Annotated in this window: 27 protein-coding genes; 10 read left to right on the top strand and 17 right to left on the bottom strand. The window is 59.3% G+C overall.

Going from position 1 to position 23,957, the window contains the following annotated elements; genetic code table 11:
* The first annotated feature begins 27 nt into the window (after positions 1-27).
* Positions 28-387 carry a phosphoribosyl-AMP cyclohydrolase gene (hisI, locus tag ACXADQ_RS14570; RefSeq protein ID WP_475322072.1) on the top strand — a complete coding sequence of 120 codons (360 nt, stop codon included), beginning with the start codon at positions 28-30 and terminating at the stop codon, positions 385-387.
* Here the strand turns inward: hisI and gluQRS are convergent.
* The 4 genes from gluQRS to ACXADQ_RS14590 form a co-directional block, all read right to left on the bottom strand.
* A complete protein-coding gene (gene gluQRS, locus ACXADQ_RS14575; protein WP_475322074.1) occupies positions 384-1,256 on the bottom strand; it encodes a tRNA glutamyl-Q(34) synthetase GluQRS in 873 nt (290 codons plus the stop codon). The two genes, hisI and gluQRS, sit on opposite strands and share 4 nt — an antisense overlap.
* A gap of 3 nt (positions 1,257-1,259) precedes the next feature.
* A complete protein-coding gene (gene trmFO, locus ACXADQ_RS14580) occupies positions 1,260-2,603 on the bottom strand; it encodes a methylenetetrahydrofolate--tRNA-(uracil(54)-C(5))-methyltransferase (FADH(2)-oxidizing) TrmFO (protein ID WP_475322076.1) in 1,344 nt (447 codons plus the stop codon).
* Between the two features lie 54 nt (positions 2,604-2,657).
* Positions 2,658-3,965: a cytochrome-c peroxidase gene (locus tag ACXADQ_RS14585; RefSeq protein WP_475322079.1), complete on the bottom strand. Its 1,308-nt coding sequence runs from the start codon at positions 3,963-3,965 to the stop codon at positions 2,658-2,660.
* A 155-nt stretch (positions 3,966-4,120) separates the two neighbouring features.
* Positions 4,121-4,906 carry an enoyl-CoA hydratase gene (locus tag ACXADQ_RS14590; protein ID WP_475322083.1) on the bottom strand — a complete coding sequence of 262 codons (786 nt, stop codon included), beginning with the start codon at positions 4,904-4,906 and terminating at the stop codon, positions 4,121-4,123.
* Between the two features lie 57 nt (positions 4,907-4,963).
* On the opposite strand from ACXADQ_RS14590, the gene ACXADQ_RS14595 reads away from it, so the two are divergent.
* The gene (locus ACXADQ_RS14595) at positions 4,964-5,383 is read left to right on the top strand and encodes a PaaI family thioesterase (RefSeq protein ID WP_475322085.1); all 420 of its coding nucleotides are present in this window, start codon (positions 4,964-4,966) and stop codon (positions 5,381-5,383) included.
* A gap of 52 nt (positions 5,384-5,435) precedes the next feature.
* On the opposite strand, the gene ACXADQ_RS14600 is transcribed toward ACXADQ_RS14595, so the two are convergent.
* Positions 5,436-5,669 carry a DUF1127 domain-containing protein gene (locus ACXADQ_RS14600; RefSeq protein WP_475322089.1) on the bottom strand — a complete coding sequence of 78 codons (234 nt, stop codon included), beginning with the start codon at positions 5,667-5,669 and terminating at the stop codon, positions 5,436-5,438.
* Between the two features lie 97 nt (positions 5,670-5,766).
* On the opposite strand from ACXADQ_RS14600, the gene ACXADQ_RS14605 reads away from it, so the two are divergent.
* The 3 genes from ACXADQ_RS14605 to rpsI all read left to right on the top strand — a co-directional run bounded on the left by ACXADQ_RS14605 (position 5,767) and on the right by rpsI (position 8,263).
* Complete coding sequence (locus ACXADQ_RS14605; protein WP_475322093.1) at positions 5,767-7,143, top strand: aminotransferase-like domain-containing protein; 1,377 nt, start codon at positions 5,767-5,769, stop codon at positions 7,141-7,143.
* A gap of 169 nt (positions 7,144-7,312) precedes the next feature.
* Positions 7,313-7,774 (top strand): 50S ribosomal protein L13, encoded by a 462-nt coding sequence (rplM, locus tag ACXADQ_RS14610; protein WP_475322097.1) that lies wholly within the window; start codon positions 7,313-7,315, stop codon positions 7,772-7,774.
* 3 nt (positions 7,775-7,777) lie between these two features.
* The gene (gene rpsI, locus ACXADQ_RS14615; protein ID WP_475322101.1) at positions 7,778-8,263 is read left to right on the top strand and encodes a 30S ribosomal protein S9; all 486 of its coding nucleotides are present in this window, start codon (positions 7,778-7,780) and stop codon (positions 8,261-8,263) included.
* A gap of 181 nt (positions 8,264-8,444) precedes the next feature.
* On the opposite strand, the gene ACXADQ_RS14620 is transcribed toward rpsI, so the two are convergent.
* From ACXADQ_RS14620 to guaA, 8 genes are all read right to left on the bottom strand, one after another.
* Complete coding sequence (locus ACXADQ_RS14620; RefSeq protein WP_475322105.1) at positions 8,445-9,101, bottom strand: hypothetical protein; 657 nt, start codon at positions 9,099-9,101, stop codon at positions 8,445-8,447.
* Between the two features lie 240 nt (positions 9,102-9,341).
* Positions 9,342-9,962: a TetR/AcrR family transcriptional regulator gene (locus tag ACXADQ_RS14625; RefSeq protein WP_475322108.1), complete on the bottom strand. Its 621-nt coding sequence runs from the start codon at positions 9,960-9,962 to the stop codon at positions 9,342-9,344.
* Positions 9,955-10,824 (bottom strand): polyphosphate kinase 2, encoded by an 870-nt coding sequence (gene ppk2 / locus ACXADQ_RS14630; protein ID WP_475322112.1) that lies wholly within the window; start codon positions 10,822-10,824, stop codon positions 9,955-9,957. Before ppk2 ends, ACXADQ_RS14625 begins: the two co-directional genes overlap by 8 nt.
* A gap of 45 nt (positions 10,825-10,869) precedes the next feature.
* A complete protein-coding gene (locus ACXADQ_RS14635; protein ID WP_475322115.1) occupies positions 10,870-11,832 on the bottom strand; it encodes an alpha/beta fold hydrolase in 963 nt (320 codons plus the stop codon).
* Between the two features lie 3 nt (positions 11,833-11,835).
* Positions 11,836-12,795: a homoserine O-succinyltransferase gene (locus ACXADQ_RS14640; RefSeq protein ID WP_475322120.1), complete on the bottom strand. Its 960-nt coding sequence runs from the start codon at positions 12,793-12,795 to the stop codon at positions 11,836-11,838.
* A 45-nt stretch (positions 12,796-12,840) separates the two neighbouring features.
* A complete protein-coding gene (locus ACXADQ_RS14645; RefSeq protein ID WP_475322124.1) occupies positions 12,841-13,701 on the bottom strand; it encodes an ATPase in 861 nt (286 codons plus the stop codon).
* A gap of 89 nt (positions 13,702-13,790) precedes the next feature.
* A complete protein-coding gene (locus tag ACXADQ_RS14650; protein WP_475322128.1) occupies positions 13,791-14,657 on the bottom strand; it encodes a DMT family transporter in 867 nt (288 codons plus the stop codon).
* Positions 14,658-14,863: 206 nt separating this feature from the next.
* Entirely contained in the window at positions 14,864-16,429 is a 1,566-nt protein-coding gene (gene guaA / locus ACXADQ_RS14655) for a glutamine-hydrolyzing GMP synthase (protein WP_475322132.1), read from the bottom strand.
* Between the two features lie 170 nt (positions 16,430-16,599).
* On the opposite strand from guaA, the gene ACXADQ_RS14660 reads away from it, so the two are divergent.
* Positions 16,600-18,141 carry a trimethylamine methyltransferase family protein gene (locus tag ACXADQ_RS14660; protein ID WP_475322136.1) on the top strand — a complete coding sequence of 514 codons (1,542 nt, stop codon included), beginning with the start codon at positions 16,600-16,602 and terminating at the stop codon, positions 18,139-18,141.
* Here the strand turns inward: ACXADQ_RS14660 and ACXADQ_RS14665 are convergent, their stop codons facing one another.
* Positions 18,142-18,429, bottom strand: coding sequence for a DUF6477 family protein (locus tag ACXADQ_RS14665; protein ID WP_475322140.1), 288 nt, complete (start codon positions 18,427-18,429; stop codon positions 18,142-18,144). It lies immediately after the preceding gene.
* A 234-nt stretch (positions 18,430-18,663) separates the two neighbouring features.
* On the opposite strand from ACXADQ_RS14665, the gene ACXADQ_RS14670 reads away from it, so the two are divergent.
* The gene (locus ACXADQ_RS14670) at positions 18,664-19,791 is read left to right on the top strand and encodes a DUF6456 domain-containing protein (protein WP_475322144.1); all 1,128 of its coding nucleotides are present in this window, start codon (positions 18,664-18,666) and stop codon (positions 19,789-19,791) included.
* A 47-nt stretch (positions 19,792-19,838) separates the two neighbouring features.
* A complete protein-coding gene (locus ACXADQ_RS14675) occupies positions 19,839-20,771 on the top strand; it encodes a LysR substrate-binding domain-containing protein (protein ID WP_475322148.1) in 933 nt (310 codons plus the stop codon).
* Between the two features lie 54 nt (positions 20,772-20,825).
* On the opposite strand, the gene ACXADQ_RS14680 is transcribed toward ACXADQ_RS14675, so the two are convergent.
* Positions 20,826-21,377 (bottom strand): redoxin family protein, encoded by a 552-nt coding sequence (locus tag ACXADQ_RS14680; protein WP_475322151.1) that lies wholly within the window; start codon positions 21,375-21,377, stop codon positions 20,826-20,828.
* A gap of 266 nt (positions 21,378-21,643) precedes the next feature.
* Between ACXADQ_RS14680 and lipA the strand changes: the two genes are divergently transcribed.
* Both lipA and ACXADQ_RS14690 read left to right on the top strand, forming a co-directional pair.
* Positions 21,644-22,594, top strand: coding sequence for a lipoyl synthase (lipA, locus tag ACXADQ_RS14685; RefSeq protein WP_475322153.1), 951 nt, complete (start codon positions 21,644-21,646; stop codon positions 22,592-22,594).
* Positions 22,591-22,929, top strand: coding sequence for a cupin domain-containing protein (locus ACXADQ_RS14690; protein ID WP_475322157.1), 339 nt, complete (start codon positions 22,591-22,593; stop codon positions 22,927-22,929). The genes lipA and ACXADQ_RS14690 overlap by 4 nt, the downstream gene beginning before the upstream one ends.
* On the opposite strand, the gene ACXADQ_RS14695 is transcribed toward ACXADQ_RS14690, so the two are convergent.
* Entirely contained in the window at positions 22,930-23,790 is an 861-nt protein-coding gene (locus ACXADQ_RS14695) for a c-type cytochrome (protein ID WP_475322161.1), read from the bottom strand.
* Between the two features lie 4 nt (positions 23,791-23,794).
* The gene (locus tag ACXADQ_RS14700; protein WP_475322164.1) at positions 23,795-23,956 is read right to left on the bottom strand and encodes a hypothetical protein; all 162 of its coding nucleotides are present in this window, start codon (positions 23,954-23,956) and stop codon (positions 23,795-23,797) included.
* Position 23,957 lies beyond the last annotated feature (1 nt).

Genomic DNA, 23,957 nt, shown 5'->3' on the forward strand with positions numbered 1-23,957 from the left:
ATCCTAAGATGCAAAAGGTTTTTCGCGATGTCTTTCACCCCTGCCACGCTGAAGTACGATGACAAAGGTCTGATCCCGGCGATCGCGCAGGATCATGAGACGGGCGAAATTCTGATGATGGCCTGGATGAATGCCGAATTTGTGGCGCGTACGCTAGAGACAGGCAAAGTGACCTATTGGAGCCGCTCTCGGCAGGCGTTCTGGGTCAAAGGCGAGAGCAGCGGCCACGTTCAGGAACTGGTGGATTTCCGTCTGGATTGCGATCGCGACTGTCTGTTGGTGATGGTCAATCAGACTGGTCCGGCCTGCCACACCAATCGGCGCAGTTGTTTTTATACGGCCGTTCGGGACGGGGAAGAGGTCGAACTGATGGCGCCTGAACTCTAGGTCAGCCCGACCATTTCACGAATATCCGCAGGCGAGGCCCCCGCCGCCCGGTATTTCGCAATGGCGCGGGCATCGTCCCGTTTGGCCAGGCGCTTGCCGTGCTCGTCCCGGATCAGGCGGTGATGGTTGTAGATCGGGGTCGTTAGGCCCAGAAGTGCTTGTAAAAACACGTGAATATTGGTCGCCTCAAAGATGTCACGGCCACGGATCACATGGGTGATCCCTTGGGCCGCGTCGTCCAGAACGACACTCAGGTGATACGAGCCCAGGAACTCACGGCGCGAGACGATGAAATCGCCCACCTGAGTTTTCAGGTCGTCGGGGCGGAAGTGGATTCGCGTGGGCTCGTTCTGGGTGACGTCGCCCGTTTCTTCGAAAGACAACGTGTCGTCGCGATCAAGCCGTCCAAGCGCCATATCCAGATTGATCCGCAACGCGTCAGGGGTATCCATCGGGAACGCGCCCGCGATTTGTTTGTGCCGACAGGTGCCCGGATAGATCAAACCATCGGGTCCATAGGCCGGTTCCGCCCCTTCCTGTGGCGCCGAGGCAGCGGCCAGTATATCCCGACGATTGCAGCTGCACGGGTAGAGCAGATCCTGTTCCCACATTGATTGCAGCGCCGCGCGATAGGCATTTGTTCGGTCAGACTGCCGCATTGGCGGCGCGTCCCAGGTTATGCCAAGCCAGGTTAAATCCTCGTAAATCTGCTCTTCCCAATGCGGGCGGGCACGGGTTTGGTCAATGTCCTCGATCCGCAGCAGGAATGTCCCACCTTGGGCGCGCGCCATGTCATACGCCAACAGGGCCGAGTAGGCGTGGCCCAGATGCAGCGGCCCGGTCGGGCTAGGAGCGAACCGGGTGATCATGGTTTAGCTTTGACCTTCAAGCCATTGATTGAACACCTCTTTGGCGCGATCTGTGTAGGCTTTGTAACGATCCTTGCGGCCGCGGCGTCCACCCTTCAGCCCGTCCACGGGTCGGAACAGGCCGAAATTCACGTTCATCGGCTGAAAGGTCTTGGCCTCGGCGCCGCCGGTGATGTGGTGGATCAGAGCACCCATCGCGGTGTCCTGCGGGGCCGTGTCCAGCGGTTTGCCCAGGATCTCGGCCGCCGCCAAACGTCCAGCCAGTAAGCCCATCGCGGCAGATTCCACATAGCCCTCGACCCCTGTCACCTGACCGGCAAAGCGGATGTTTGGGCGGCTTCGCAGGCGCATCTGGTCGTCCAGCAGAGTGGGCGAATTCAGAAATGTATTGCGATGAATGCCGCCCAGGCGGGCAAAGCTGGCATCCTCCAGGCCGGGGATCATTTTGAACACTTCGGTCTGGGCGCCATATTTCATTTTTGTCTGGAAACCCACGATGTTATACAGCGTTCCTAATGCATTATCGCGGCGCAGCTGCACCACGGCATAGGCCTTGTTTTCGGGGGCATGGGCGTTGGTCAGGCCAACAGGTTTCATCGGGCCGTGGCGCAGGGTTTCGCGTCCGCGTTCGGCCATGACTTCGATCGGCAGGCAGCCATCGAAATAGCCGGCGGTCTCGCCCTCGTGGAATTCGGTTTTGTCGGCGGCCAGCAGGGCATCAATAAAGGCCTCGTACTGGTCCTTGGTCATCGGGCAATTCAAGTAGGCTTTGCGCTCTTCCTCGGTCTCGCCCTTGTCATAGCGCGATTGCAGCCAGGCCACGTCCATGTTGATGCTGTCGGCATAGACGATGGGGGCGATGGCGTCGAAAAAGGCCAGACGCTCGGACCCGGTTTCGGCTTGGATCGCAGCGCCCAAAGCGGTCGAGGTCAGGGGGCCAGTGGCGAAAATCCAGTGACCTTCCGAGGGCAGCTCGGTGATTTCGCCATATTCGACACGGACATTGGGGTGATCCATCAGGGTTTGGGTCACGCTTTCGGAAAACGGGTCACGGTCAACGGCCAAGGCACCACCCGCGGGCAGGCGATGACGGTCGGCCATCTGCATGATCAGCCCGTTCGCGGCGCGCATTTCCCAGTGCAACAGACCCACGGCATTCTGTTCGCTGTCATCCGAGCGGAACGAGTTCGAGCAGACCATCTCGGCCAGATTGCCGGTGCGGTGGGCAAAGGTTTCGACCTGCGGGCGCATTTCGTGGATGACCACCTGAACGCCCATGTTTGCGGCCTGCCATGCGGCCTCGGACCCGGCCATGCCGCCGCCAACGATATGAAGAGTGTTTTCCATGGCCGCGATGTAGGGCAGGCGGACGCGTTTGAAAAGCCCTGTTGAGATGTTGGCCTACTGATCCACTGGCAGGCCCGAGGGCACTGTCTGGGGAATTCCCAAACGCCCGGCAATCGAGTCGGGATCGGTCAGCGCCTCCAGAAAGGCGACGAGCGCGTCAATTTCGGTCGGGGACAGGGGCGTATCTGGCAGCTCGCTGCCAGCGGCGATCTCGATCAATTCGTCCTGATCATCCAGCGCCTGCCAGTCGTTGAAATTATAGGTGTGCAGGATGGCCTGGCGACGCTCGTATTGCATCAACGACTGCACCGGGGTTGCGTGGTGCTGCACGACGCTGCGCAGATCAGCGAAGGCACCGGTATGGCCATAGGGCGCCGAGGTGGCGACGTTGCGCAACGAGGGCGTGCGAAAGCGATAGAGGTCGTCGGCCCGTCCGGTGACCATATGGCGGCCAAGGTCCGCATAGTCGCCGGGTTCCTTTCCAGGCCCAAGTTGAGGCATGGCGATCGCGTGAAAACTGTGGTCGGTCAGGAAAGGGCCCCTGTGGCACGCGCTGCACCCGGCCTTGCCATAGAACAGCTCCATGCCCTGATGTTGCATTGGGGTCAGGGCGTCCGCGTCCCCGCGCAGATGGGCGTCAAACGGGCTGTTGATGGCTTGGAATTCAAAAGTGATGAACTCGGCCAGAGCACTGGCGATATCGGTGAAATGGACGGGTGCGTCTCCGATAATCCGGTCAAACTGCGTGTGATAGGCCGGGATCGCATTGACCCGCGCGGCCAGAACGGCCCAGGCACCAGCGGCATCCCCGCGCGCCACGGCGTCCGCGACAGGGTTTTCCCCGGTTTGACCGGCCATTTCCTCGGGCGAGAGCGGCGGCAACATCGCTTGCGCGGCCAGCGGCGAGGGCAGGCCGCGGTCCAGCGGGCGATCCTCTGGCATGCGCAGGCCAAAGGGGGCGGTATCGTCCAGTTCGACCCGGCCGTCATGAAACATCGTGGAAAATTCATAGGCCCCAAGGTTCCAAAGGGCAGGGGCGTTGCGGGGGATACGGGCGTGCGGCTCTTGACCAGCTACGACCGTCCGGTCCGGCCCCAGACCTGCTCCACCTTCGCCAATCGACAGGCTGACCCCATCCGCGGTGCCAAGACGCGGGTGATGGCAGGTCGCGCAAGAGATATTCTGGTTTCCAGACAGGATCGGATCATAGAACAGATCACGCCCCAGCAGGACCATCGTCATGTCAGTGTCGGGGAAGGTCGAGTGGGTCACCGCATCGGGCATATCAGCCGCCTGAGCAATCGCGGCCGAGAGAGACAGCCCGCAAAGGGTGACCCACACTCGCTTGATCAAGAGGTTCATCAAATCCTCTATACCTTTTCTATACCGGAGGAATTTGGGGCAGAATAGTGGCAAGTTAGAAAAGAATAATGCACGAATTGGAAACGACGGGTGGGTTTCGGCGGAAATCCCCCATGATTCCCGCCCCGCCTGTCCGGATTTGGGGCATTTGTGCCTTATTGCTGCCAATCTGGGTCGCGTTTTTCCAGAAATGCGGCGATGCCTTCTGCGGTGTCGCGGAACAACATGTTTTCAACCATCACGTCCCCGGAATAGGCATAGGCCTGATCCAAGGGCATCTGGATCTGGTTATAGAAGGCCTCTTTGCCGATCTTCACCGCGGCCCCCAGTTTGCCCGCGACCAGTTCGGCCAGTTTGTGAGTTTCGGTGTCCAGCTGGTCCTGCGGGACGACTTTGTTGATCAAGCCCAGGGCCTCGGCACGATCGGCGGGAATGAACTGGCCGGTGGACAGCATTTCAAACGCCTGTTTGCGCGGGATATTGCGGGACAGCGCCACCATCGGGGTCGAGCAGAACAGGCCGATATTCACACCATTCACGCCGAACCTGGTGCCGTCAGCCGCGACGGCCATATCGCATGAGGCCACAAGCTGACACCCAGCGGCCGTTGCGATCCCGTGAACCTGAGCGATCACCGGCTGCGGCATTTTCTGAATGGTTGTCATCATACGGGCGCAGCGATCGAACAGATCTTTGAAATAGGCCTTGCCGCCATCCTCGGCCTGGCGCCCGGCGGTCATCTCTTTCAGGTCATGGCCCGCACAGAACGCTTTGCCCGCGCCAGACAGCACAACCGCGCGGATGGATTGATCGTTGCTCAGTTGGTCAAACTCGGATTGTAGGGCCGCCAGCATCGCGTCACTCAGCGCATTCAGCTTCTCGGGGGTGTTCAGCGTCAGATGGGCGACAGCGCCCGTGTCGTTACGTTCTAAGATTGCCATCTTGTTCTCCTCGCCATTCACGGCAAGTCTAGGACCAACACGACAGGGAGGGAAGCGATGCAGGCAAAAATGTCCGCAGCGGAATTGACGCAGTTTATGGAGCAGCAGTTCCCACAGGTGAACCAGGACTTCGTGATAGAAGAGGTGCGTGATATGGGGGTGCGTGTGCGCATGCCCATCGCCGAGCGGCATCTGAGGCCCGGCGGCACCGTCTCCGGGCCCAGTATGTTTGCGCTGGCCGATTGCGCGATCTACCTGGCGGTGCTGGCCATGATCGGGCCCAAGGCCCTGGCGGTGACCACCAATTGCTCGATGGATTTCTTGCGTAAACCCGAGGCAAGCCGGGATTTGATATGCGAATGTAACCTGTTGAAACTAGGTCGTGTTTTGGCCGTCGGCGATGTGCTGATCTATTCCGAGGGCAAAGACGCGCCCGTTGCGCGGGCCTCGATGACCTATTCGATACCGCCCAAATAAAAAAGGCCGGGGACAGGCCCCGGCCAAGTACATTCCAACGCGGACGGGGTCGTTACGCGCGCCAGAATGGGCGACGGGCCTCCGTATAAGCCACGTCACGTTCGATGCCGATGTCCTTCAGCTGCTCGTCTGTCAGCTGGCGCAGCGCCTTTCGGGTGCGATGTCGGCTGTCCCACTTGGTCACAATCACCGCGAACGCCATCGCCCAACGGGCCACGACCGGCGCGGGCTGGCCGAGGTCGTAAGAGATGATGTTGGCGGCGAGCAGGGCTTGCTGCTGTGACATGGGATAAATCCTTCAATTGTATTGACACAAAGTAGCGGGGTTGCTACGAGATGACTGATACAATTATTTGGTACAAACCGTCTAGGAAAACATTGTTATGGGTACAAATTGGGTCCCGGACCTGAGCAAGGCTGGCCGATCTAAGTACAAAGCGCTGGCGGACGAGATTCGTAGCGCCGTGGCGGGTGGGGTCTTGCCCAGTGGGGCGCAGCTGTCTCCGGTCCGCGAGCTGGCCTATCAGCTGTCGATCACACCGGGCACGGTGGCGCGGGCCTATTCGCTGCTGACGGACGAAGGTGTTTTGCAGGCCGGGGTCGGGCGGGGCACCTTTGTGGCCGAGGCCACGACACAGGTGGATGACTCGGTTGCCTGGCCCAAGGTTCTGAACCTGCGCAGCCCGTTGCTGCCGGATGTGGGGCAAAGCGCGCTGTTGCGCGATGCGATGCGGGCCACCGCCGACACGATGCCCTCGCAAGAGTTTCTGAACTATCCCGAGCGCACGATGGATCTGCCTCTGCGTCGCGCGTTGCGTCGCTGGATGGATGATCTGCCGATCGGGAATTTCACCGCCGAGGATGTTGTTCTGGCCCACGGGGCGCAAAACGCGCTGTTGTTGGTGATGCAGACCGTGTTGCGCGGCCCGGACCCTGCGATTGCCGTCGAGAACCTGACCTATCCAGGCTTTCGCCGCGCGGCCGAGCTGTGCCGCGCCCGCGTGGTCGGGATTCCCAGCGATTCCGAAGGGCCGATTGTGTCGGCGCTGGAACGCGCCGTACGCGAAGAGGGGGTGCAGATGTTCTGTACGTCCTCTGAGGTCAACAACCCAACAGTCAGCGCCACGTCTCGTCGCCGCCGCCGCGAAATCGCCAATATGGCAGCGCGTCTGGGGCTGAACATTCTGGATGACGATTGTTATGTCATCGGGCCGCATATGGCAGAAAGCTATCACTCACTGGTGCCGGGGCTGGGCTGGTATGTGTCCTCTTTGTCCAAGGCGCTGACGCCGGCCTTGCGGATTGGCTATGTGGTGGCTCCGCGGGAACGGGTGCAAGAGCTGGCTCGCACCTCGGCCTATGCATTTTTCGGCCTGTCGCGTCCTTTGTCCGAGGTGACGCTGGCCTTTATGTCTGATCCAAGGCTGCGCAGTGTGGCGGCCAAGTCGCGCGCCCGGATGAACGAGTTGCTGCGGCTGACCATCAACCATCTGGGCGGGCATAATGTGACCTGGAAAGAGGATGTTCCGTTCCTGTGGGTGCAGCTTCCAAATGGATGGCGCGCGGCCAGCTTCATTCGCGCAGCCGAGGCACAGGGCGTGATCCTGAAAAGCGCCGAAGAGTTCGTGTTACGCCACGCCCGTGCGCCTCATGCGGTGCGGATTGCGGTGAACGGACAGGTGGATATGGAGCGCTACGAGGCGGGAATCGTGCAAGTGCGCCAATTGCTGGACAACCCGCGCGAAGAATTCACAGTTTGACGCGAAATAGTTGGGGTATTTAAATACCTATTTTTCAACACTCTGATAACAAACGATAAATACGCGTTTGTGCGTCTTGACTGTGTTTTCAGGCCCTATATAACCGCGCAATCGAATTTGGATAGGGGCCTTTTGCCCGTTTCCGCAACTGAACAAGGGTAATCCCGCGATGAAAACCTTCTCTGCTACTCCGGCAGACATCGAGAAAAAGTGGATCATCATCGACGCCGAAGGCGTGGTGCTGGGCCGCTTGGCATCGATTGTCGCCATGCGTCTGCGTGGCAAGCACAAGCCGTCGTTCACTCCGAACCAGGACATGGGCGACAACGTGATTGTCATCAACGCTGACAAGATCCAGATGACTGGCAAAAAGCGTACTGACAAGAAATACTACTGGCATACTGGCCACCCGGGCGGCATCAAGCACCGCACCGCCGGTCAGATCCTGGAAGGCAAGTACCCCGAGCGTGTGGTCACTGCCGCCGTCAAGCGTATGCTGCCGGGCAACCGCCTGTCGCGCAAAGTGATGACCAACCTGCGTGTCTACGCGGGCGCTGAGCATCCGCACGAAGCGCAGAACCCCGAAGTTCTGGACGTCAAGTCCATGAACTCCAAGAACACCCGGAGCTGATAAATGTCTGATCAAATCAATACTTTGGAAGACCTGGCCGCGGCCACCGGTGTTGAAACCGTTGTCGAAGTCGAAGCCCCCCGCGAGCCCGTCCGTGACGAGCTGGGCCGTTCCTACGCCACCGGCAAGCGTAAAGACGCTGTTGCCCGTGTGTGGGTGAAACCCGGTTCGGGCAAGGTCACCGTGAACGGCAAAGAGATGAACGCCTACTTCGCACGTCCCGTTCTGCAACTGATCGTGCGTCAGCCCTTCGGTGTGGCCGGTGTCGAGGATCAGTTCGACGTTGTCGCCACCGTGAAAGGCGGCGGTCTGTCCGGTCAGGCCGGTGCAGTCAAGCACGGCATCTCGAAAGCCCTGCAACTGTTCGACCCGTCGCTGCGCGCCCCGCTGAAAGCCGCTGGCTTCCTGACCCGCGACAGCCGTGTTGTGGAACGTAAGAAATACGGTAAGCGTAAAGCCCGTCGTTCGTTCCAGTTCTCGAAGCGTTAATCTTCGATACAGAGCTTACGGAAAAGGCCACCCGGTTCGGGTGGCCTTTTTCTTTGTCCGGGTCTTGCGGAAATCTCATGGGGCAGGGGCACCCACCTCCAGACATCAAAAAAGGCGGACCCGAGGGAGCCCGCCTTAGTCTTTCCGCGCGATTGGAGGACGCGGTTCTTACACAACCAGATTAGATCAGGTCGATTTCGTAGCCGAAGATCAGCGAACCGGTCATTTTGGTGCCGGCGGTGTCGTCGTCAGCAAATTCGATGCCGACCGAAACGCCGCTTTCGAATTCGTAGCCGAAGTTCAGCTCGTATGCGACGACGTCAGCTTGGTCGACCGAGATGACGGGCTCGACGGTCCAGTCGCCAACGGCGATTTCAACAGCAACTTCGTGCGAGTAGTCGCCTTCGGTGCCAACTGCGGCAGGTGCGTCAACTACGTTGGTGTAGGTGTACGAACCGGTGATGTCGTCGGTGAAGGCGTAGGAGAAGCCCAGCTCGGCTTCGGTACCTTGGTAGTCGCTGTCGTCGAGCCAAGTCGCGGACAGACCGGCCGAGTAGCTCAGAACGTCCGACAGGTCGCCGCCGTAGCCCAGAGCCAGTTCGTACTCGACTTCGTCGGTCGCACCGTCAGCGAAGGTTGCGGAAACACCAGCGGTGAAGCCACCTTCGGCGTATTCGGCGCCCAGGCTCAGTTCAACGGCGTCGCCGGTCGGGTCCAGGTCGTTGTCAAAATCGATCGAAGCTTCGAAGCCAGCGGTGGCCGAGAATTCGCCTGCGAAAGCGCCGACGGGCAGCAGAGCGATTGCAGCAGCAGCTGCCAGAGTTTTTTGCGTGAACATACGATGTCCCTTCATAGCGTATTTGGTTTCATGCCCGACTGTTGCCAAGTCTTCCCCGATTGCTCGGGGGTAGAAGGAGGCGTTCAAAACCGGATTGGAGTGTGGTTTGAAGCGTCGCCCGCCCAGCCGTCGAGGCAACCTTTAACGCCGCAGCGCGGAAAAAGTAAACGTTGATTTTGGCGTCAAATATGAAGGTTTTATGATGTGCCTTTAGCGCAACCATTTGCCCCAAAAAACTGCCTATTTATCGGGCGAAATGAGTCCCAGACCCCGCAAATAGACGCCAATTCCGGTTTCCAGCAGGTCTTCGGGCGGGAAAGGTGACTGCGTTCCGGGGGAATTGCGGGCGAAAAGCTCGACTACACCATGGCTCATAGCCCAAATATGGGCGGAAAACATGGATGCAGGAGGTCTCTTTTCCGGCGGGATGTTCTGAGACAGCTCCTCTGCTGCCTTTTCCAGCACCCCCCGTGCTTTTTTTGCAACAGCGGCCAGCTCGGGCGAGCGGTTCACCGAAATTCCCGATTCGAACATGGCGATATAATGGCCGGGGTATTTGCGCGCGAAGGCCAGATAGGCGCGCCCCGTTGCCTCGAACGCGGCCAGTGCCGAGGGTTGCCCGGATTCATAGGCAAACTGCATGACATCGCCGAAAATCTCGTACCCTTGACGGGCTGCCTCGGCGATCAGGTCTTCGCGCCCTTCGAAATGTCGATAGACGGCCGCAGGGGTCACGCCCGCCTGCTTGGCGGCCTCGGACAGGGTGAACCCGGTGGGCCCCTTTTCCTCGATCAGCTTCAACGCGGCCTCGACCAAGGCCTGGCGCAGGTTGCCGTGATGATATCCGCGTTTCTTAGGCATCCCAGATGTCCGGTCCGCCGCAAATCTGGTCGTCCACAGCGCCAATGGCCTTGGCGTCCTTGCGATCATAGCTGACAGTATGAAGGACATGGCGGATGGCGCTGATCCGTGCGCGTTTCTTATCGTCCGAGCGGATCACCGTCCAAGGCGCCCAGTCCGTATGGCTGCGGCGCAGGGTTTCGCTGATGGCGTCGCTGTAGGCGTCCCATTTTTTCAGGCCTTCGACATCGATCCAGCTGAGCTTCCACTGTTTCAGAGGATCGTTCTCGCGGTCCAGGAAGCGTTTCAACTGTTCCGCCCGTCCGACATTCAGCCAGAATTTGAAGACAAGAATGCCTTCATCCACCAGCATCCGTTCAAAATCGGGAACCTGAGTGAAGAAATGCTCGCGCTGCTCGGGCTCGCAAAAGCCAAACACGTGCTCGACCACGCCGCGATTGTACCAGCTGCGGTCAAAGAACACGATCTCGCCGCCCGCAGGCAGGTGATCAATGTAGCGCTGGAAATACCACTGGGTCTGTTCCGTATCCGAGGGCTTGGACAAGGCCACAACACGCGCGCCGCGTGGATTCAGGTTTTCGCGAAAACGCTTGATCGTGCCGCCTTTGCCGGCGGCGTCGCGGCCTTCGAACAGGATGGCGATGCGCTGGCCGGTGGTTTTGGCCCAGCGTTGCAGCTTGACCAGTTCAATCTGCAGCTTCTCCATATCCTTTTCATAGGGCTTGCGCGCCAGTTTTTCGGAATGGGGATAGCTGGGGGCCAGGATGTCCCCCTTTTCAGCGCGCTTGATTGCATTGCGCACGTCCTCGGGGGCGTCATTCTGGTAAAATGCACTGATCGCGCCGTCAAAGGGCAGCTCCATGGGCCTCTCCACTTGTTTTCAAAACAATATGGCGATTACGGGCGCTTAGTTCAATCCGGCACGGGCCGCTGTGCGGTGGACAGCCTCGATTACTTGGGGTTTCGAGCTGTGCTGGGGCATGTGGCCAATCCCGGGTAAGACGGTCAACGTGGCCCCGGGGATTTGTTGCGACAGCGGAACCGAGTGAATGTGCAGGCCCACCGTCATGTCCGCATCTCCGTGCAGGATCTCGGTAGGAACCGAGATTGCGCCATACTCCGGCATCATCGCGCGGATTTCTTCCTTGAGATTGGCGCGTTGCAACGCATTGGCGCGCAGGCTATCGCGCCGCAGGGTCAGACCCGCGCCGATATGGCTGTCATAGCCTTGGGGCGGGCGTTGGGGCGTAAAAATCGCGTGCAGCTCGTGTGTGACCCGGTCATCTTGCACATAAGCGGTCAGATAGGGGATCACCACCGGGCCAAGCCAGGGATGCGAAAGGGTTTTGTAATAGGTGCTTAGCCCGGTCTCCCATGTCTGAGAGGCCGCCGCCAAAAGCACCAGACCAGACAGGCGATCAGGGTGATAGACGCTCCAGGCCAGGGCGACAGCGCCGCCATAAGACTGGCCCAGAACGATGGGTTTGTCGGCTCCCAATTGAACAGCCGCTTCAGACAGCAGGCTCACTTGTTGCTGCAAGGTTGCGCCTGTGCGGTTGATGCGGTCGGTATATCCCAGCCCCGGACGATCAAACACAATCACGCGGTAGGTTTCCGCGAGCTGATGCGCCAGATCATGGGTGAAGTCGCGGGTGTTCCCCGAGGCCCCGTGGATCATCACCACATCCGCGCGCGGGTTTTCGGGGGCCAAAACCACCGCATGAACGCGATGCCCGTCCACCATCACGATCTGGCCTTCGGGCGGATGCGACGCCATCGCGCGTTTTTCATGCTTTGCGGCGCGCTGCAGGGTGTATCCGTGCAGCGCGAAGATCAAAACGGCAATAAATGCCAATACCTTAAGAGCCAAACCCTAGTCCTGTTTTCGCCAATCTGTCAATTCTTGTCCGATCAGGGACATGTCATATGGCGTTGTCAGATAGATCTCGGAAATCCAATTTCCATAGAGCAGGTGCGCATGGCTGCGCCACCGGTTCTGAGGCTGCTGGCTGGGATCGTCCTCGGGGAAATAATTGAACGGCATCTGAATCTGGGCACCTTCGATCTGGTTGCTGGCCAGATCGCGCTGATATTCCTGATTTAGCGTGTCGCTGTCATATTCCAGATGGTTGAAGATATAGACCGCGCGGTGCTGGGGGTCTTCGACCAGCGCAGGGCCCACCGCATCCGAGTGCAGCAGGATCGGCAGGTTCGCGGCCTCGATTTCCTCGCGGCGCATCTCTGTCCAGCGACTGACCGGCATGATCAAATCGTCCGAGAAGCCGCGCAGATAGGGGCTCTGGGCGGCGAAATTCATGTGGCGATAGCAGCCGAACAGTTTCTCATCCAACACGTATTTCTGCACGTTATGGAAATAGTGGATCATCGCCATGCCGCCCCAGCACACACCAAAGGTCGAGTGCACATGGGTCTGGGTCCATTCGAACACCTCTTTCAGCTCGTCCCAATAGGTGACCTCTTCGAAAGGCAGGTGCTCAATCGGGGCGCCGGTGATGATCAGGCCGTCGAATTTTTCACCGCTGGCTTTGACCTCGCTGAAGGGGCGATAAAAGCTTTCCAGATGGGCCGCGCCGGTGTTTTTCGACTCGTGCTCGCTCATGCGGATCAGCGAAAATTCGATCTGCAAGGGCGTCGCGCCGATCAACCGGGCGAATTGGTTTTCCGTCTGGATTTTCTTGGGCATCAGGTTCAAGAGCCCGATCCGAATGGGCCGGATGTCCTGGTGCTGGGCCATCTCGTCGGACATGACCATGACGCCTTCGTTCGTCAGAACGTCATAGGCAGGCAAGTCACGTGGCAATTTGATGGGCATCTTTCAGGCTCCGATAAGGTTGGAGGCCAAGAGATAAGGCAGGGATCACCGACGCTCAAGGGCCTGTGCGATCAACTGATCGAAATCATCTGCGGTTTTAACCTGCGCGATCTCTTCGGCCTTGACGCTGACGCCCCAATTCTGCGCCATCGCGCGATACAGCGGCTGACGGTGCGCCAGGGCCTGGGCATAGGTCCAGCGGATAAAGTCATCCGGGTCCACCTGCGTTTCATCGCAGCCTTTCAGCGTCAGGTATTCGGCCCAGACCCGTTCCAGAAACGCATCCTGATAAGACATGGGCTTGGGCGCCTTGTCGAAGCGGCGCACCAGCTCTTCGGTATGGGCGTCCGAGCCTTCGATCCAGATCATCAGCGCGTTTTGCGACAGGGTTTTCAGCACCAGGTCTTCGGGATCTTCTGGGTTCACCCATTCGCAGATTGATCCGCCCGTGTCGCAGATGAAATGTGGATAGCCATACAGCGCCTCGGCCCGTTCGATGAAATAGGGCGTATCCAGCAGCGCCGCGATTTCAGCGGTGCGGAATTGCGACTGGCGGCGCGTGTATTCTCCGTAAGGCAGGCCGCCCTTGGAGACGTCCCCGGGTTTACCCAGATACGAGGATACGGGCGTCAGGTTTTCAAAGGTGATATTCGAACCGATATAGATCGAATCCGACATCAGCAGATCGCGCAGGAAGGGCACTTTCATCGCTTCGCGCTTGGCGTTGTCGGCGATGTATTCGCCCATATACCGCGTGCCGATGCGGTAATCGATCGAGTAGTGGAACCACGCCCCCTGATCGCGCAGCATGTTCGAGACAAAGGTTTTCCCCAGCCCCGACATGCCGAAGAACAGCACTTTTTTCTTGTCGGCCTTCAGCCAGTCCTGAGCGGTTTCATAGATCATGCTCTTGCCCCTTTGCGCGCAGGCAGTCCTAGCGGGGCCGGGCAGGGCGGTCAAATCTTATCACAGGGGGTGAGACAATTCGGGCGCCGCTAGCGCCGGGTTTCATTCCATATGTTCAGATAGTTGGCGCCAAAGATCACCAAAGCCCCCAGGATCACCCACAGCTCGAGAGGTTCGTTGTAAAACACCATGCCGATCAATGCGATCAGAGGCAGACGGGTGAAATCGAACGGCACCACAACGGTCGCAGGCGCGATGGACAGGGCATTGGTCAGGCTGAAATGGCCCAGCAGCCCCGCAAAACCGATCAACACCAGCCAAGGCAGCGATTGCAGTGACGGCAAGGTCACATCGCCATCATAGCCAGCGCAGATCATACCGAATACGGCCTGCATGGTCGTCAGATAGAACAGAACGCAGGTGGTGGTCTCGGTCCGGGTGAGTTTGGATGTGAACATGATCGAAAGCGCAAAGCCGATCGCCGCCATGGCGGCCGTCAGCTGCCCGAATTCAAAGCTGTCCGGGGTAGGGCGGGCCACGATCAGGATGCCTACAAACCCAAGAAAAGCCGCAAGCGCCCGGATGGGCGTGATCCGTTCGCGCAGCACCAAGGGCGACAGCAAAATCACCCACAGCGGTGCCGTGAACTCCAGCGCAAAGACCTGCGCCAACGGGATCAGGGGCAAAGAATAGAACCACAGGTTCTGGCCCGCAAAATGCCCCAGATTGCGAATAAGATGCGTGCCCAGATGCCGGCGCGTGATCTGATTCAGCGTGCCAGCCGCGCTGGCGCCGATCAGCACAACGATGATGCCAACAAAGCTGCGGAAGGTCATGATCTCGAAGGTGTCCAACTCGGAGCTGACAGCACGCCCGGCAATGGCCATCGCCGTGAACGAGGCAATCGCTCCGGTCATCCACAGGCTGGCTTTGATGATGCTGTTGGGATGGGACATGCTGTTGCTCTGTTTCGAAACCTCAGACGGACCGCAGCCCTGACACAAGAAACCATCAGCACCAGGCCGGTCGTGGGTCTTGGTTACGCCCTGTTAGATCGAAAAAGAAGAAATGAGTTGAGAATTGAGTGCTGACGTTGCGACGCCTGGTGCGGGACCGCAGAAAAACACCCCGCCAAGCTGGGCCAGGCGGGGTGTCTTCAGGATTATTCCAGCTCGATCGTTCCGGGTGGTTTCGACGTGCAATCATAGAAGACACGGTTCACACCCTTCACCTCGTTGATGATCCGGGTCGAGGTTTCGCCCAGGAACTCGTGTGTAAACGGATAGTAATCCGCCGTCATCCCGTCCACAGACGTCACTGCCCGCAGCGCAACGGCATAGTCATAGGTGCGCCCGTCGCCCATCACGCCCACGGTGCGCATCGGCAGGATCGCGGCAAAAGCCTGCCAGATGTCGTCATACAGTCCGTGTTTGCGGATCTGGTCGATATAGACGGCATCGGCCTTGCGCAGGATCTCCAGCTTGTCGCGGGTGATTTCGCCGGGGCAGCGGATCGCCAGACCCGGCCCGGGGAAGGGGTGACGGCCGATGAACGACGCAGGCAGGCCCAGTTCGTGACCCAGCGCGCGGACCTCGTCTTTGAACAGCTCGCGCAGGGGTTCGACCAGTTTCAGGCCCATCTTTTCGGGCAGACCGCCCACATTGTGGTGCGATTTGATGGTGACCGACGGCCCACCGCTGAAGCTGACGCTTTCGATCACGTCGGGGTACAGGGTGCCTTGGGCCAGGAATTCTGCGCCTTCAATCTGATCAGCGTATTTCTGGAACACATCGATGAACAGTTTGCCGATAGTCTTGCGCTTTGTTTCCGGATCGGAAACGCCCTCCAGCTCGCCCAGGAACAGATCGCTTTCGTCTGCATGGATCAGGTTGAGGTTATAGTTGTCGCGGAACATCGAGACGACCTGCTCGGCCTCGTTCAGGCGCAGCAGGCCATGGTCGACAAAGACACAAGTTAGCTGATCGCCGATCGCTTCGTGCAAAAGGATGCCGGTCACGGATGAGTCCACGCCTCCGGACAGCGCACAGATGACTTTCTTGTCGCCGACCTGCTCGCGGATCTTGGCGATCATTTCCTCGCGATAGGCACCCATGGTCCAGTCGCCGCTGAACCCCGCCAGTTTCACAAAGTTCTCGTACAGGGTGGCGCCGTTCGGGGTGTGGTGCACCTCGGGGTGGAACTGCACGGCAAAGAAGTTGCGGCTCAGATCGGCAGTGATCGCAAAAGGCGCGCCGGGCGAGGTGCCAAAAACCTCGAAGCCGGGGGCAATCTCGGCCACGTGGTCACCGTGGGACATCCAAACCTGCTCTTGCCCGTCCAGGAACCAACCGGTCAGGAAATCGGGATGAGTGTCGCCGGGCGTGACATAGGCGCGACCGAATTCAGCGGTGGCATGTTCACCGGCTTCGACCCGGCCCCCAAGATCATGCATCATCACCTGCTGACCATAGCAAATGCCCAGGATCGGCACGCCCAGGTCATAGGCCGATTTCGGCGGACGGGGCGAGCCCTCGCGCATCACCGAATCCGGGCCGCCCGAGAAAATGATGGCCTTGGGCGCAAACTCGGCCAGAAACGCGTCGGTGACGTTCTGATAGGGGTGGATTTCGCAATAGACGCTCAGCTCGCGCAGGCGACGCGCAATCAGCTGCGTGACCTGGCTGCCAAAGTCGATGATGAGAAGGCGGTCATGGGTGTCTTGGGTCATGTACGCCCAATACGGCGGCTTGATTGCCCGTGCAAGAGGGCGCAGCGCGACAAAGCTTGCCGGAACGCGGGGAGAGGTCGTTTTTGCGCCTCAGAGGCCGCATTCCATCCAAGCGGGCCGCGCGAAGCGTCCTAGGAATAGGAAAACGCGACATCTGGGGAGAATCAGGAATGAGCGAACAGGCCGGGCGCAGACGACGTGGGGGCGGCGGGGCCGCCCGACGGGCAGCACGCACAGCGGTGTCCTTTGAGACCGCGCGCTATATCGAACGCAACATCCCCAATCTGGAGGTGCTGAACGACGAAGCGCTGGAGATCATCGAACACAACGCCGAAACCGTTCTGGAAGAGATCGGTGTGAATTTCGTCAATAACCCCGCTGCGCTGGACCTGCTGCGCGATGCCGGGGCGAGCGTCGAGGGCGAGCGCGTCCGTTTCCCACGCGGTTTGGCGCGCCAGTTGTGCCAGACGGCCCCCAACACCTTTACGCAGCACGCCCGTAACCCCGAACGCTCGGTCGTGATCGGGGATGGCAGCCTGGTTTTGGCACCCGTCTATGGGCCCCCGTTTGTGCATGATGCAGCAGGTGGCCGCCGCTATGCCACGATGGAGGATTTCCGCAACTTCGTGAAGCTGGGATATATGTCCAAATGGCTGCATCACTCGGGTGGTACGGTGTGCGAGCCGACGGATGTCCCGGTGAACAAGCGCCATCTGGACATGATCCATGCCCATATGACTCTGTCGGACAAGCCCTTTATGGGCTCGGTCACCGAACCCAGCCGCGCACAGGATTTGGTGGAGATGTGCGAGATTCTGTTCGGCAAGGATTTCGTGCAGGAAAACACGGTGATGACCTCGCTGATCAACATCAACTCGCCGCTGACCTTTGACGATGTGATGATGGGCAGTCTTGAGGTTTATGCGCGCAACAATCAGGCCTGTATCATCAGCCCGTTTATCGTGGGCGGCGCGATGTCGCCGGTGTCGGTTGCGGGAACTTTGACGCAGGTCCTGGCCGAGACCATGGCCGGCGTGGCCTATTCCCAGCTGATCCGCAAAGGGGCGCCGGTGATCATGGGGGCGTTCGTGACATCGATCGACATGAATTCAGGCGCGCCCACCTTTGGGACGCCCGAGGCCGCGCAGATCACCTATGGGGCCGGGCAGTTGGCGCGGCGCCTGGGGCTGCCCTACCGGTCGTCGGGCGGATTCACCGGGTCCAAGCTGCCAGATGCGCAGGCCGGGTATGAAAGCGCGAATTCCCTGAACATGGGGCTGCTGTCGGGGGTGAATTTCATGTTGCACGCCTGTGGTTGGCTGGAAGGCGGGCTGGTGTCCTCGTACGAGAAATTCGTGATGGATGCCGATCAACTGGGCGCGCTGCACAAGATGGCTGCGGGAATCAGCGTGGACGCAAACGCCCAGGCCCTGGACGCCATTCACGAGGTCGGGCCGGGTGGGCACTATTTAGGATGTGCGCACACCCAGGCGAATTTTCAATCGGCGTTCTGGCGGTCCGATGTGCTGGATTACAAGCCCTTTGAAACCTGGGCCGAAGAGGGCGCACGCGACACCATGGCGCTGGCCTCGGCTCGGGTCGAAAAGATGCTGGCGGATTATGTGGCGCCTTCGATCGAGCCGGCCACCGCCGAAGCGCTGGCCGCCTATGTCGCTGGCAAGAAGGCCTCGATGCCGGACGCGTTCAGTTGATCAACTGCTCGAGGCACGCAAGAGCTGTGCCTCGCCCATGACAGCGATCAACAATTCCACATGGCGCGCGGGCGAGTAATCGGCCGCTTTTTGGCGTCGCAGTTCGTCCGTTTCCATTTCCAGATTGATCAGTTCAGACAGTGCCGCCGCCGAACGCGGCAGGCGCGACGTTCCCAGAATGCGTGCCAGGTGAATGTCGCGGCGGTATTCCGCAATTCCGTACCGTGCCGCACGGATCAGCAGACGCGGGCGACGCAGGGTGGTCAGAAAACTCAGCAGGTCCATCATGTCTTGTACTCCTTTCCAGAGGTCGAGAAGCACGATGACACATCCTAGGGTAGTGTTGCGCAATGGTCGCAACTACCGAACGCTGGGCACCTCAAATGTTTACTAATTGGAAACAAAGATTGTCAGAACAATAATTGTTAACCAAAGGGTAACAAACCCGCGCTTAGGTTGCGGGTGATCTGGGGATATCGCGTGGATAACCGGGTCAAGAAACGTGACCTTTATGGAGCTGACATGCCGAATGCAATCGCGACGCCCGCAAGTGCCGCAACTGTGCCGGAATGGGTGCCAGACAGTGCCGTACGGTACCTGGCGCATACTGAAACCGGTCTGACCATCCGTGCCATCGCACGCGAAGCCGGCTGTCATGCTTCGACTATCTTGCGCCAGATTCGAAAGGTGGAATGCCGACGCGAGGATCTTTTGGTTGACGAAGCCCTTCTGCGCCTGAGCCGAACGCATTTTCAGGTGCCGAGACTGACCTCACCGACCAAGAAACCGGAGCCAGACATCATGAGCGTCCCAGAAAACTCTCACCAACCTGTGGAAACCGATGCATTCGAAAAAGAGGCCGCGCGCATCCTGCGACGGATGACAGAAACCGGCTCGGTTCTGGCTGTCGCTCAGGAAATGGAAAAGGCAGTGGTCGTGCGTGAAAACGACAGTGGCACGACCACCCGCACCGCCGTGGTGGATCGCGAGGTGGCGCAGGCCATGGCGTTGAAGGAATGGATCACCTGCGAGGCTCCGGGGCGGATTTCGCGCTATTGCGTCACCTCGGCAGGGCGGGCGGCGCTTGCGACATTGGTGGCCAAGCGAGAGAATTCAGCGCAGCCCGGTTTTGCCGAGGCTCAGGCCGGATTCGCGGGGGCTGAAACGGTCGGGATCGGCGCGGGGGCGGCACGACCAAGCGGGCGCAGCCGTTACTCGGCCCCGGATTCGCCCTTGACCCTGCTGGCCCGGCGCAAAGACAAAGAGGGCAACCCGTTTTTGTCCGATGATCTGGTCGCGGTGGGGGAACGTCTGCGCGAGGATTTCGAACTGTCTCAGATCGAGCCGGGCATCACTCAGAATTGGGATCATTTCCTAAGCGGCCGTGGCGGCGCTGATACCGGCAGCGGCGAATTGGGCGTCACCGGACCTGCCGCCGCGCGCGCGCGGATGGCCTCGGCTTTGCGGGATCTGGGGCCGGGCCTGGGCGACGTGGCGTTGCGGTGCTGCTGTTATCTGGAGGGTCTGGAAACAGCGGAAAAACGCATGGGATGGTCTGCGCGTTCGGGCAAAATCGTTCTTCGGATCGCGCTGCAAAGGCTGAAACGGCACTATGATGCGCAAGGAGCATCCGCCCAAATGATCGGCTAGCGATAGTCAAGGCTTTTCGAAATCATAAAAGGTGATAGGGTGAGATTATGAAAATCACCCTTCGCCAATTACGGTATTTTCAGGCGCTCGCAGAAGAACGAAACTTTCGTCGGGCCGCGCAAGTTGTTCACGTTTCTCAACCCGCGCTTTCGGTTCAGATCAAGGAATTGGAAACAACTCTGGGCGCGCCGCTGGTCGAGCGCCAGGCGCGCGACGTTTTGTTGACCCCATTCGGGCGGCGCATTTTGCAGCAGGCGAACAATGTCCTGGATGGGGTGCGCGTTCTAGAAGAATCCGCCCGGTGGCAAACCGGGTTGTCCGGGCAACTGACTCTGGGTGTCATCCCGACGATTGCGCCCTACTTGTTGCCAGGGGCATTGGCCGCCCTGCGTACAGATGACATTCAACTGGACGTTCAAATCCAAGAAGGGAAAACCCACCGATTGCTGGAAGCGTTGACGGCCGGGCAAATCGATGCCGCGGTGTTGGCCCTTCCAACTGGCGATCATGGCCTCATCGAAGAGCCTTTGTTCGAGGATAGGTTTTTACTGGCAGGAAGTGCGGCCCGCCTTCGGGCGATCGGGAACCCGGAAACTTTGCGTCCGACAGAACTGCGCCCTGCTCAATTATTGTTGCTTGAGGACGGACATTGCCTGACGGATCAAGCACTGGAGGTGTGCGGACAATCCCCGGATACAGTTGGTCAAATCAATATGGGTGCGTCTTCTTTGGCGACGCTGACACGGCTGGTCGCAGCGGGTTTCGGGCTTACTCTGATGCCCGAGATGGCTGCGATGTCCGAACAGCGCGCGGCGCCGGACATGCACTTGCTGCGCTTTGCCGAGCCTCAGCCCTCCCGGATGATCGGACTGGTGCGGCGCGCATCGTCAGTCGATGATGGCTGGTTCAGCGACCTGGCTGTGATCTTGCGCCAAATTGGACAGGGGCTGGTGCAATCCTCGCGCGAGAAAGCCGGATAGCAAAAGGCCCGCCAATTCTCGGGCGGGCCTTCGCAAATTCATGGGACTGCCGGATTATTCGGCGGCGACGGGCTCGCCTGCGGCGTCCAGGTATTTCATCAGGTTTTCGGGCGAGCTTTCGCCGTAGGGGTCTTCGCCGTGGTTGTCGGACAGGCCGGGCTCTTCGAACCAGGCTTCGATCACACCGTTGTTGACGATGGCGGCATAGCGCCACGAACGCATGCCAAAGCCCAGGTTGTCCTTGGCGACCAGCATGCCGACTTTGCGGGTGAATTCGCCCGAGCCATCAGGGATCACTTTGACGTTTTCCAGGTTCTGGTCCTGGGCCCATTTGTTCATGACAAAGCTGTCGTTGACCGACATGACATAGATGTCGTCGATGCCTTTTTCAGCGAACTCGCCGGCCATTTTTTCAAAGCCGGGCAGCTGGTAGGTCGAGCAGGTGGGGGTGAACGCGCCGGGCAGCGAGAACAGGATCACGCGCTTGCCGTCAAAATAGTCAGCGGTGGTTTTGTCTTCCCAGCGGAACGGGTTCGGGCCGCCCACGGATTTGTCGCGAACACGGGTACGGAAAGTGACGTTAGGCAGTTTTGCGCCAGCTTGCATCGATTTATCCTCTTTTGCGGTTAAAGGCTGATTTGGCCACTTCTTAAAACGTTTCTAAACTACTGCCAAGGCCAAATTCTGCGTTGCAGTGCGAGAAAAGATTCATTCTTTCTGCATGTTGAGGGTATAACGCTATGGTAGGTAACGAAAAATTGCTGCCATGCGGCGTTGACATGGCCATTGCTCACATTTTCACGTTGGCGTCACTGGTGCTTGACCTGCCTAAGTTTTATAGTGGTGCCTGAACAAACAGCAGGAATATGATCGTGCGTGACCTGAAAATCCCCCAGCAACGGCACCCCGAAAAGGCGCATCGCAAGGACAATGCCCAGCCGAAAAAACCGGACTGGATTCGCGTGAAGGCTCCGGTGTCCGAGGGATACAAGGAAACGCACAAGATCATGCGGGAAAACAAGCTGGTCACCGTGTGCGAAGAGGCGGGCTGCCCCAATGCGGGCGAATGCTGGAGCCAGGGCCACGCCACCATGATGATCATGGGCGAGATCTGTACCCGCGGCTGTACCTTCTGCAACATCGCGACAGGCAAGCCGCAGACCCTGGACGCGTTCGAACCCGGTCGCGTGGCGGACGCCGTGCAGAAACTGGGCCTGAACCACGTGGTGATCACCAGTGTGGACCGCGATGACCTTGAGGATGGCGGCGCCGAGCATTTTGCGCAGACCATCCGCGCCGTGCGTCACCGCAGCCCGGGCACCACGATCGAAATCCTGACGCCTGACTTCCTGAAATGTTCGGATGACGTGCTGGAAACCGTGGTCGCGGCCAAGCCGGATGTGTTCAACCATAACTTGGAAACGGTTCCGGGTCTGTACCCCGAAGTCCGCCCCGGTGCGCGCTATTTCCACTCGCTGCGTCTGTTGCAACGGGTGAAAGAGCTGGACCCGACCATGTTCACCAAATCGGGCATCATGGTGGGCCTGGGCGAGGATAAACAGGGCGTGCATCAGGTCATGGACGACATGCGCGCTGCTGACATTGATTTCCTGACCATTGGTCAATATCTGCAGCCGACCCCGAAACACCACGCCGTGGATCGGTTCGTGCATCCCGATGAATTCGCCGCCTATGAAAAAGCCGCCTATGGCAAGGGCTTCCTGATGGTCTCGGCCACGCCGCTGACGCGCTCGTCTTATCACGCGGGCGATGATTTTGCGCGGCTGCGCGAAAACCGTCTGGCCAAACTGGGGGCCGAATGAGCGATTTCGCTGAATTCATCCATCGCTTTCCCAGCCTCGAAACCGCGTTTTCCGAAGAGGACGTGACCATTCGTGCCATCGCCTCTGACGACGGGATGGTGGCGTTCTTTCACTTTCACAAAGACGCGGTGCTGCCGCCGCATTCGCATCTGGGGCAGTGGGGCACCGTCATTGATGGCGAGATCGAGCTGACCATTGGCGATGAAACCCGCACCTATCGCGCGGGCGACACCTATGACATCCCCGCGGGCGTCGTACATAGCGGTGTGATCAAGGCCGGGGCCAAGGCGATTGATGTCTTTGAAGAGGGCGACCGCTATCCCCTGAAACGCTAATCAGCGCAGAGCGATCAGATAAGCGGCAATGGCTTCGCGGTCCGAAAGAGGCAGGCGGGCCATGTTTTGCACGACCTCGGCCATTTCACCGCCCGCGCTGTCGAAATCGGGGGTGAAACCACTTGTCAGGTACTCTACCAAATCCGCTTGTGACCAATCCATCGTGATCAAGTTCGGAATTTTCCCGCGTCCTGAATGGTTTGGAGCCCCTTGCAGCCATTTGGCGCGATCCATTCCGCCCAAGGCATTGCGCGGCGTATGGCATTCGCCACAATGGGCCAGCGCTTCTACAAGGTAGCGGCCGCGTTGCAACTGTTCGGTGGGCGCTTCAGCCAACCACGCGTTGGACGCAAACAACAGTTTCCATCCACCCAGGCTGCGACGGATGTTGAAGGGAAAATCGACGTCATGCGCACGGCTTGGTGTAGCATCCGCCGGCAAGGCCTTCAAAAACGCGTAAAGGTCCGCGATGTCTTGTGGCGCAGCCTTGGCATAGGTCGTATAGGGCAGGGCGGGATAGTAATGCGTCCCCGAAGGCGACGTGCCATGAACCAGCGCGTTCGCCAGGTCCGTCAGCCCCCAAGAGCCGATACCATGGGTCGGGTCGGAAGAGATATTCGGGGCATAAAACGTGCCGAATTCGCTGGCAAAAGCGCGTCCCCCGGCCAGCACTGGCTGCTTGGAAAATTCTGCATTCGGGACCGTATGGCAGCTGGCGCATCCAGCCGCGTGAAACACCATTTCGCCTTTGCCTGCATCACCTTTCAAGTCGCCGTACTGTTGCGTATCTACCTGACCGGGCTCTGTAACAAACCAGCCTGCCAATGCGGCTGTCACCAGTAAAAATATGACCAGCCGCATTGGCCTACCTCCGCAATTTTTCTACCCTCAGCGCATCCGGCCAGCCGATCCAACGTTCAACCGCATACAGTCCCAGGCACAGTGCGATCACAGCAATAACCAGAACAACCCGTTGGGTCGACGGCGGATTGCGGGCCCAGCGGGCCATGCGAAGAAACCAGATCATT

The sequence above is a fragment of the Thalassovita sp. ABM4_323 genome, from assembly GCF_056158665.1.

Bases quoted from the DNA above. Each gene is read 5' to 3' on its own strand.
- hisI (WP_475322072.1), top strand. From the start codon at position 28: ATGTCTTTCACCCCTGCCACGCTGAAGTACGATGACAAAGGTCTGATC.
- gluQRS (WP_475322074.1), bottom strand. From the start codon at position 1,256: ATGATCACCCGGTTCGCTCCTAGCCCGACCGGGCCGCTGCATCTGGGC.
- trmFO (WP_475322076.1), bottom strand. From the start codon at position 2,603: ATGGAAAACACTCTTCATATCGTTGGCGGCGGCATGGCCGGGTCCGAG.
- ACXADQ_RS14585 (WP_475322079.1), bottom strand. From the start codon at position 3,965: ATGAACCTCTTGATCAAGCGAGTGTGGGTCACCCTTTGCGGGCTGTCT.
- ACXADQ_RS14590 (WP_475322083.1), bottom strand. From the start codon at position 4,906: ATGGCAATCTTAGAACGTAACGACACGGGCGCTGTCGCCCATCTGACG.
- ACXADQ_RS14595 (WP_475322085.1), top strand. From the start codon at position 4,964: ATGCAGGCAAAAATGTCCGCAGCGGAATTGACGCAGTTTATGGAGCAG.
- ACXADQ_RS14600 (WP_475322089.1), bottom strand. From the start codon at position 5,669: ATGTCACAGCAGCAAGCCCTGCTCGCCGCCAACATCATCTCTTACGAC.
- ACXADQ_RS14605 (WP_475322093.1), top strand. From the start codon at position 5,767: ATGGGTACAAATTGGGTCCCGGACCTGAGCAAGGCTGGCCGATCTAAG.
- rplM (WP_475322097.1), top strand. From the start codon at position 7,313: ATGAAAACCTTCTCTGCTACTCCGGCAGACATCGAGAAAAAGTGGATC.
- rpsI (WP_475322101.1), top strand. From the start codon at position 7,778: ATGTCTGATCAAATCAATACTTTGGAAGACCTGGCCGCGGCCACCGGT.
- ACXADQ_RS14620 (WP_475322105.1), bottom strand. From the start codon at position 9,101: ATGTTCACGCAAAAAACTCTGGCAGCTGCTGCTGCAATCGCTCTGCTG.
- ACXADQ_RS14625 (WP_475322108.1), bottom strand. From the start codon at position 9,962: ATGCCTAAGAAACGCGGATATCATCACGGCAACCTGCGCCAGGCCTTG.
- ppk2 (WP_475322112.1), bottom strand. From the start codon at position 10,824: ATGGAGCTGCCCTTTGACGGCGCGATCAGTGCATTTTACCAGAATGAC.
- ACXADQ_RS14640 (WP_475322120.1), bottom strand. From the start codon at position 12,795: ATGCCCATCAAATTGCCACGTGACTTGCCTGCCTATGACGTTCTGACG.
- ACXADQ_RS14645 (WP_475322124.1), bottom strand. From the start codon at position 13,701: ATGATCTATGAAACCGCTCAGGACTGGCTGAAGGCCGACAAGAAAAAA.
- ACXADQ_RS14650 (WP_475322128.1), bottom strand. From the start codon at position 14,657: ATGTCCCATCCCAACAGCATCATCAAAGCCAGCCTGTGGATGACCGGA.
- guaA (WP_475322132.1), bottom strand. From the start codon at position 16,429: ATGACCCAAGACACCCATGACCGCCTTCTCATCATCGACTTTGGCAGC.
- ACXADQ_RS14660 (WP_475322136.1), top strand. From the start codon at position 16,600: ATGAGCGAACAGGCCGGGCGCAGACGACGTGGGGGCGGCGGGGCCGCC.
- ACXADQ_RS14665 (WP_475322140.1), bottom strand. From the start codon at position 18,429: ATGATGGACCTGCTGAGTTTTCTGACCACCCTGCGTCGCCCGCGTCTG.
- ACXADQ_RS14670 (WP_475322144.1), top strand. From the start codon at position 18,664: ATGCCGAATGCAATCGCGACGCCCGCAAGTGCCGCAACTGTGCCGGAA.
- ACXADQ_RS14675 (WP_475322148.1), top strand. From the start codon at position 19,839: ATGAAAATCACCCTTCGCCAATTACGGTATTTTCAGGCGCTCGCAGAA.
- ACXADQ_RS14680 (WP_475322151.1), bottom strand. From the start codon at position 21,377: ATGCAAGCTGGCGCAAAACTGCCTAACGTCACTTTCCGTACCCGTGTT.
- ACXADQ_RS14690 (WP_475322157.1), top strand. From the start codon at position 22,591: ATGAGCGATTTCGCTGAATTCATCCATCGCTTTCCCAGCCTCGAAACC.
- ACXADQ_RS14695 (WP_475322161.1), bottom strand. From the start codon at position 23,790: ATGCGGCTGGTCATATTTTTACTGGTGACAGCCGCATTGGCAGGCTGG.
- ACXADQ_RS14700 (WP_475322164.1), bottom strand. From the start codon at position 23,956: ATGATCTGGTTTCTTCGCATGGCCCGCTGGGCCCGCAATCCGCCGTCG.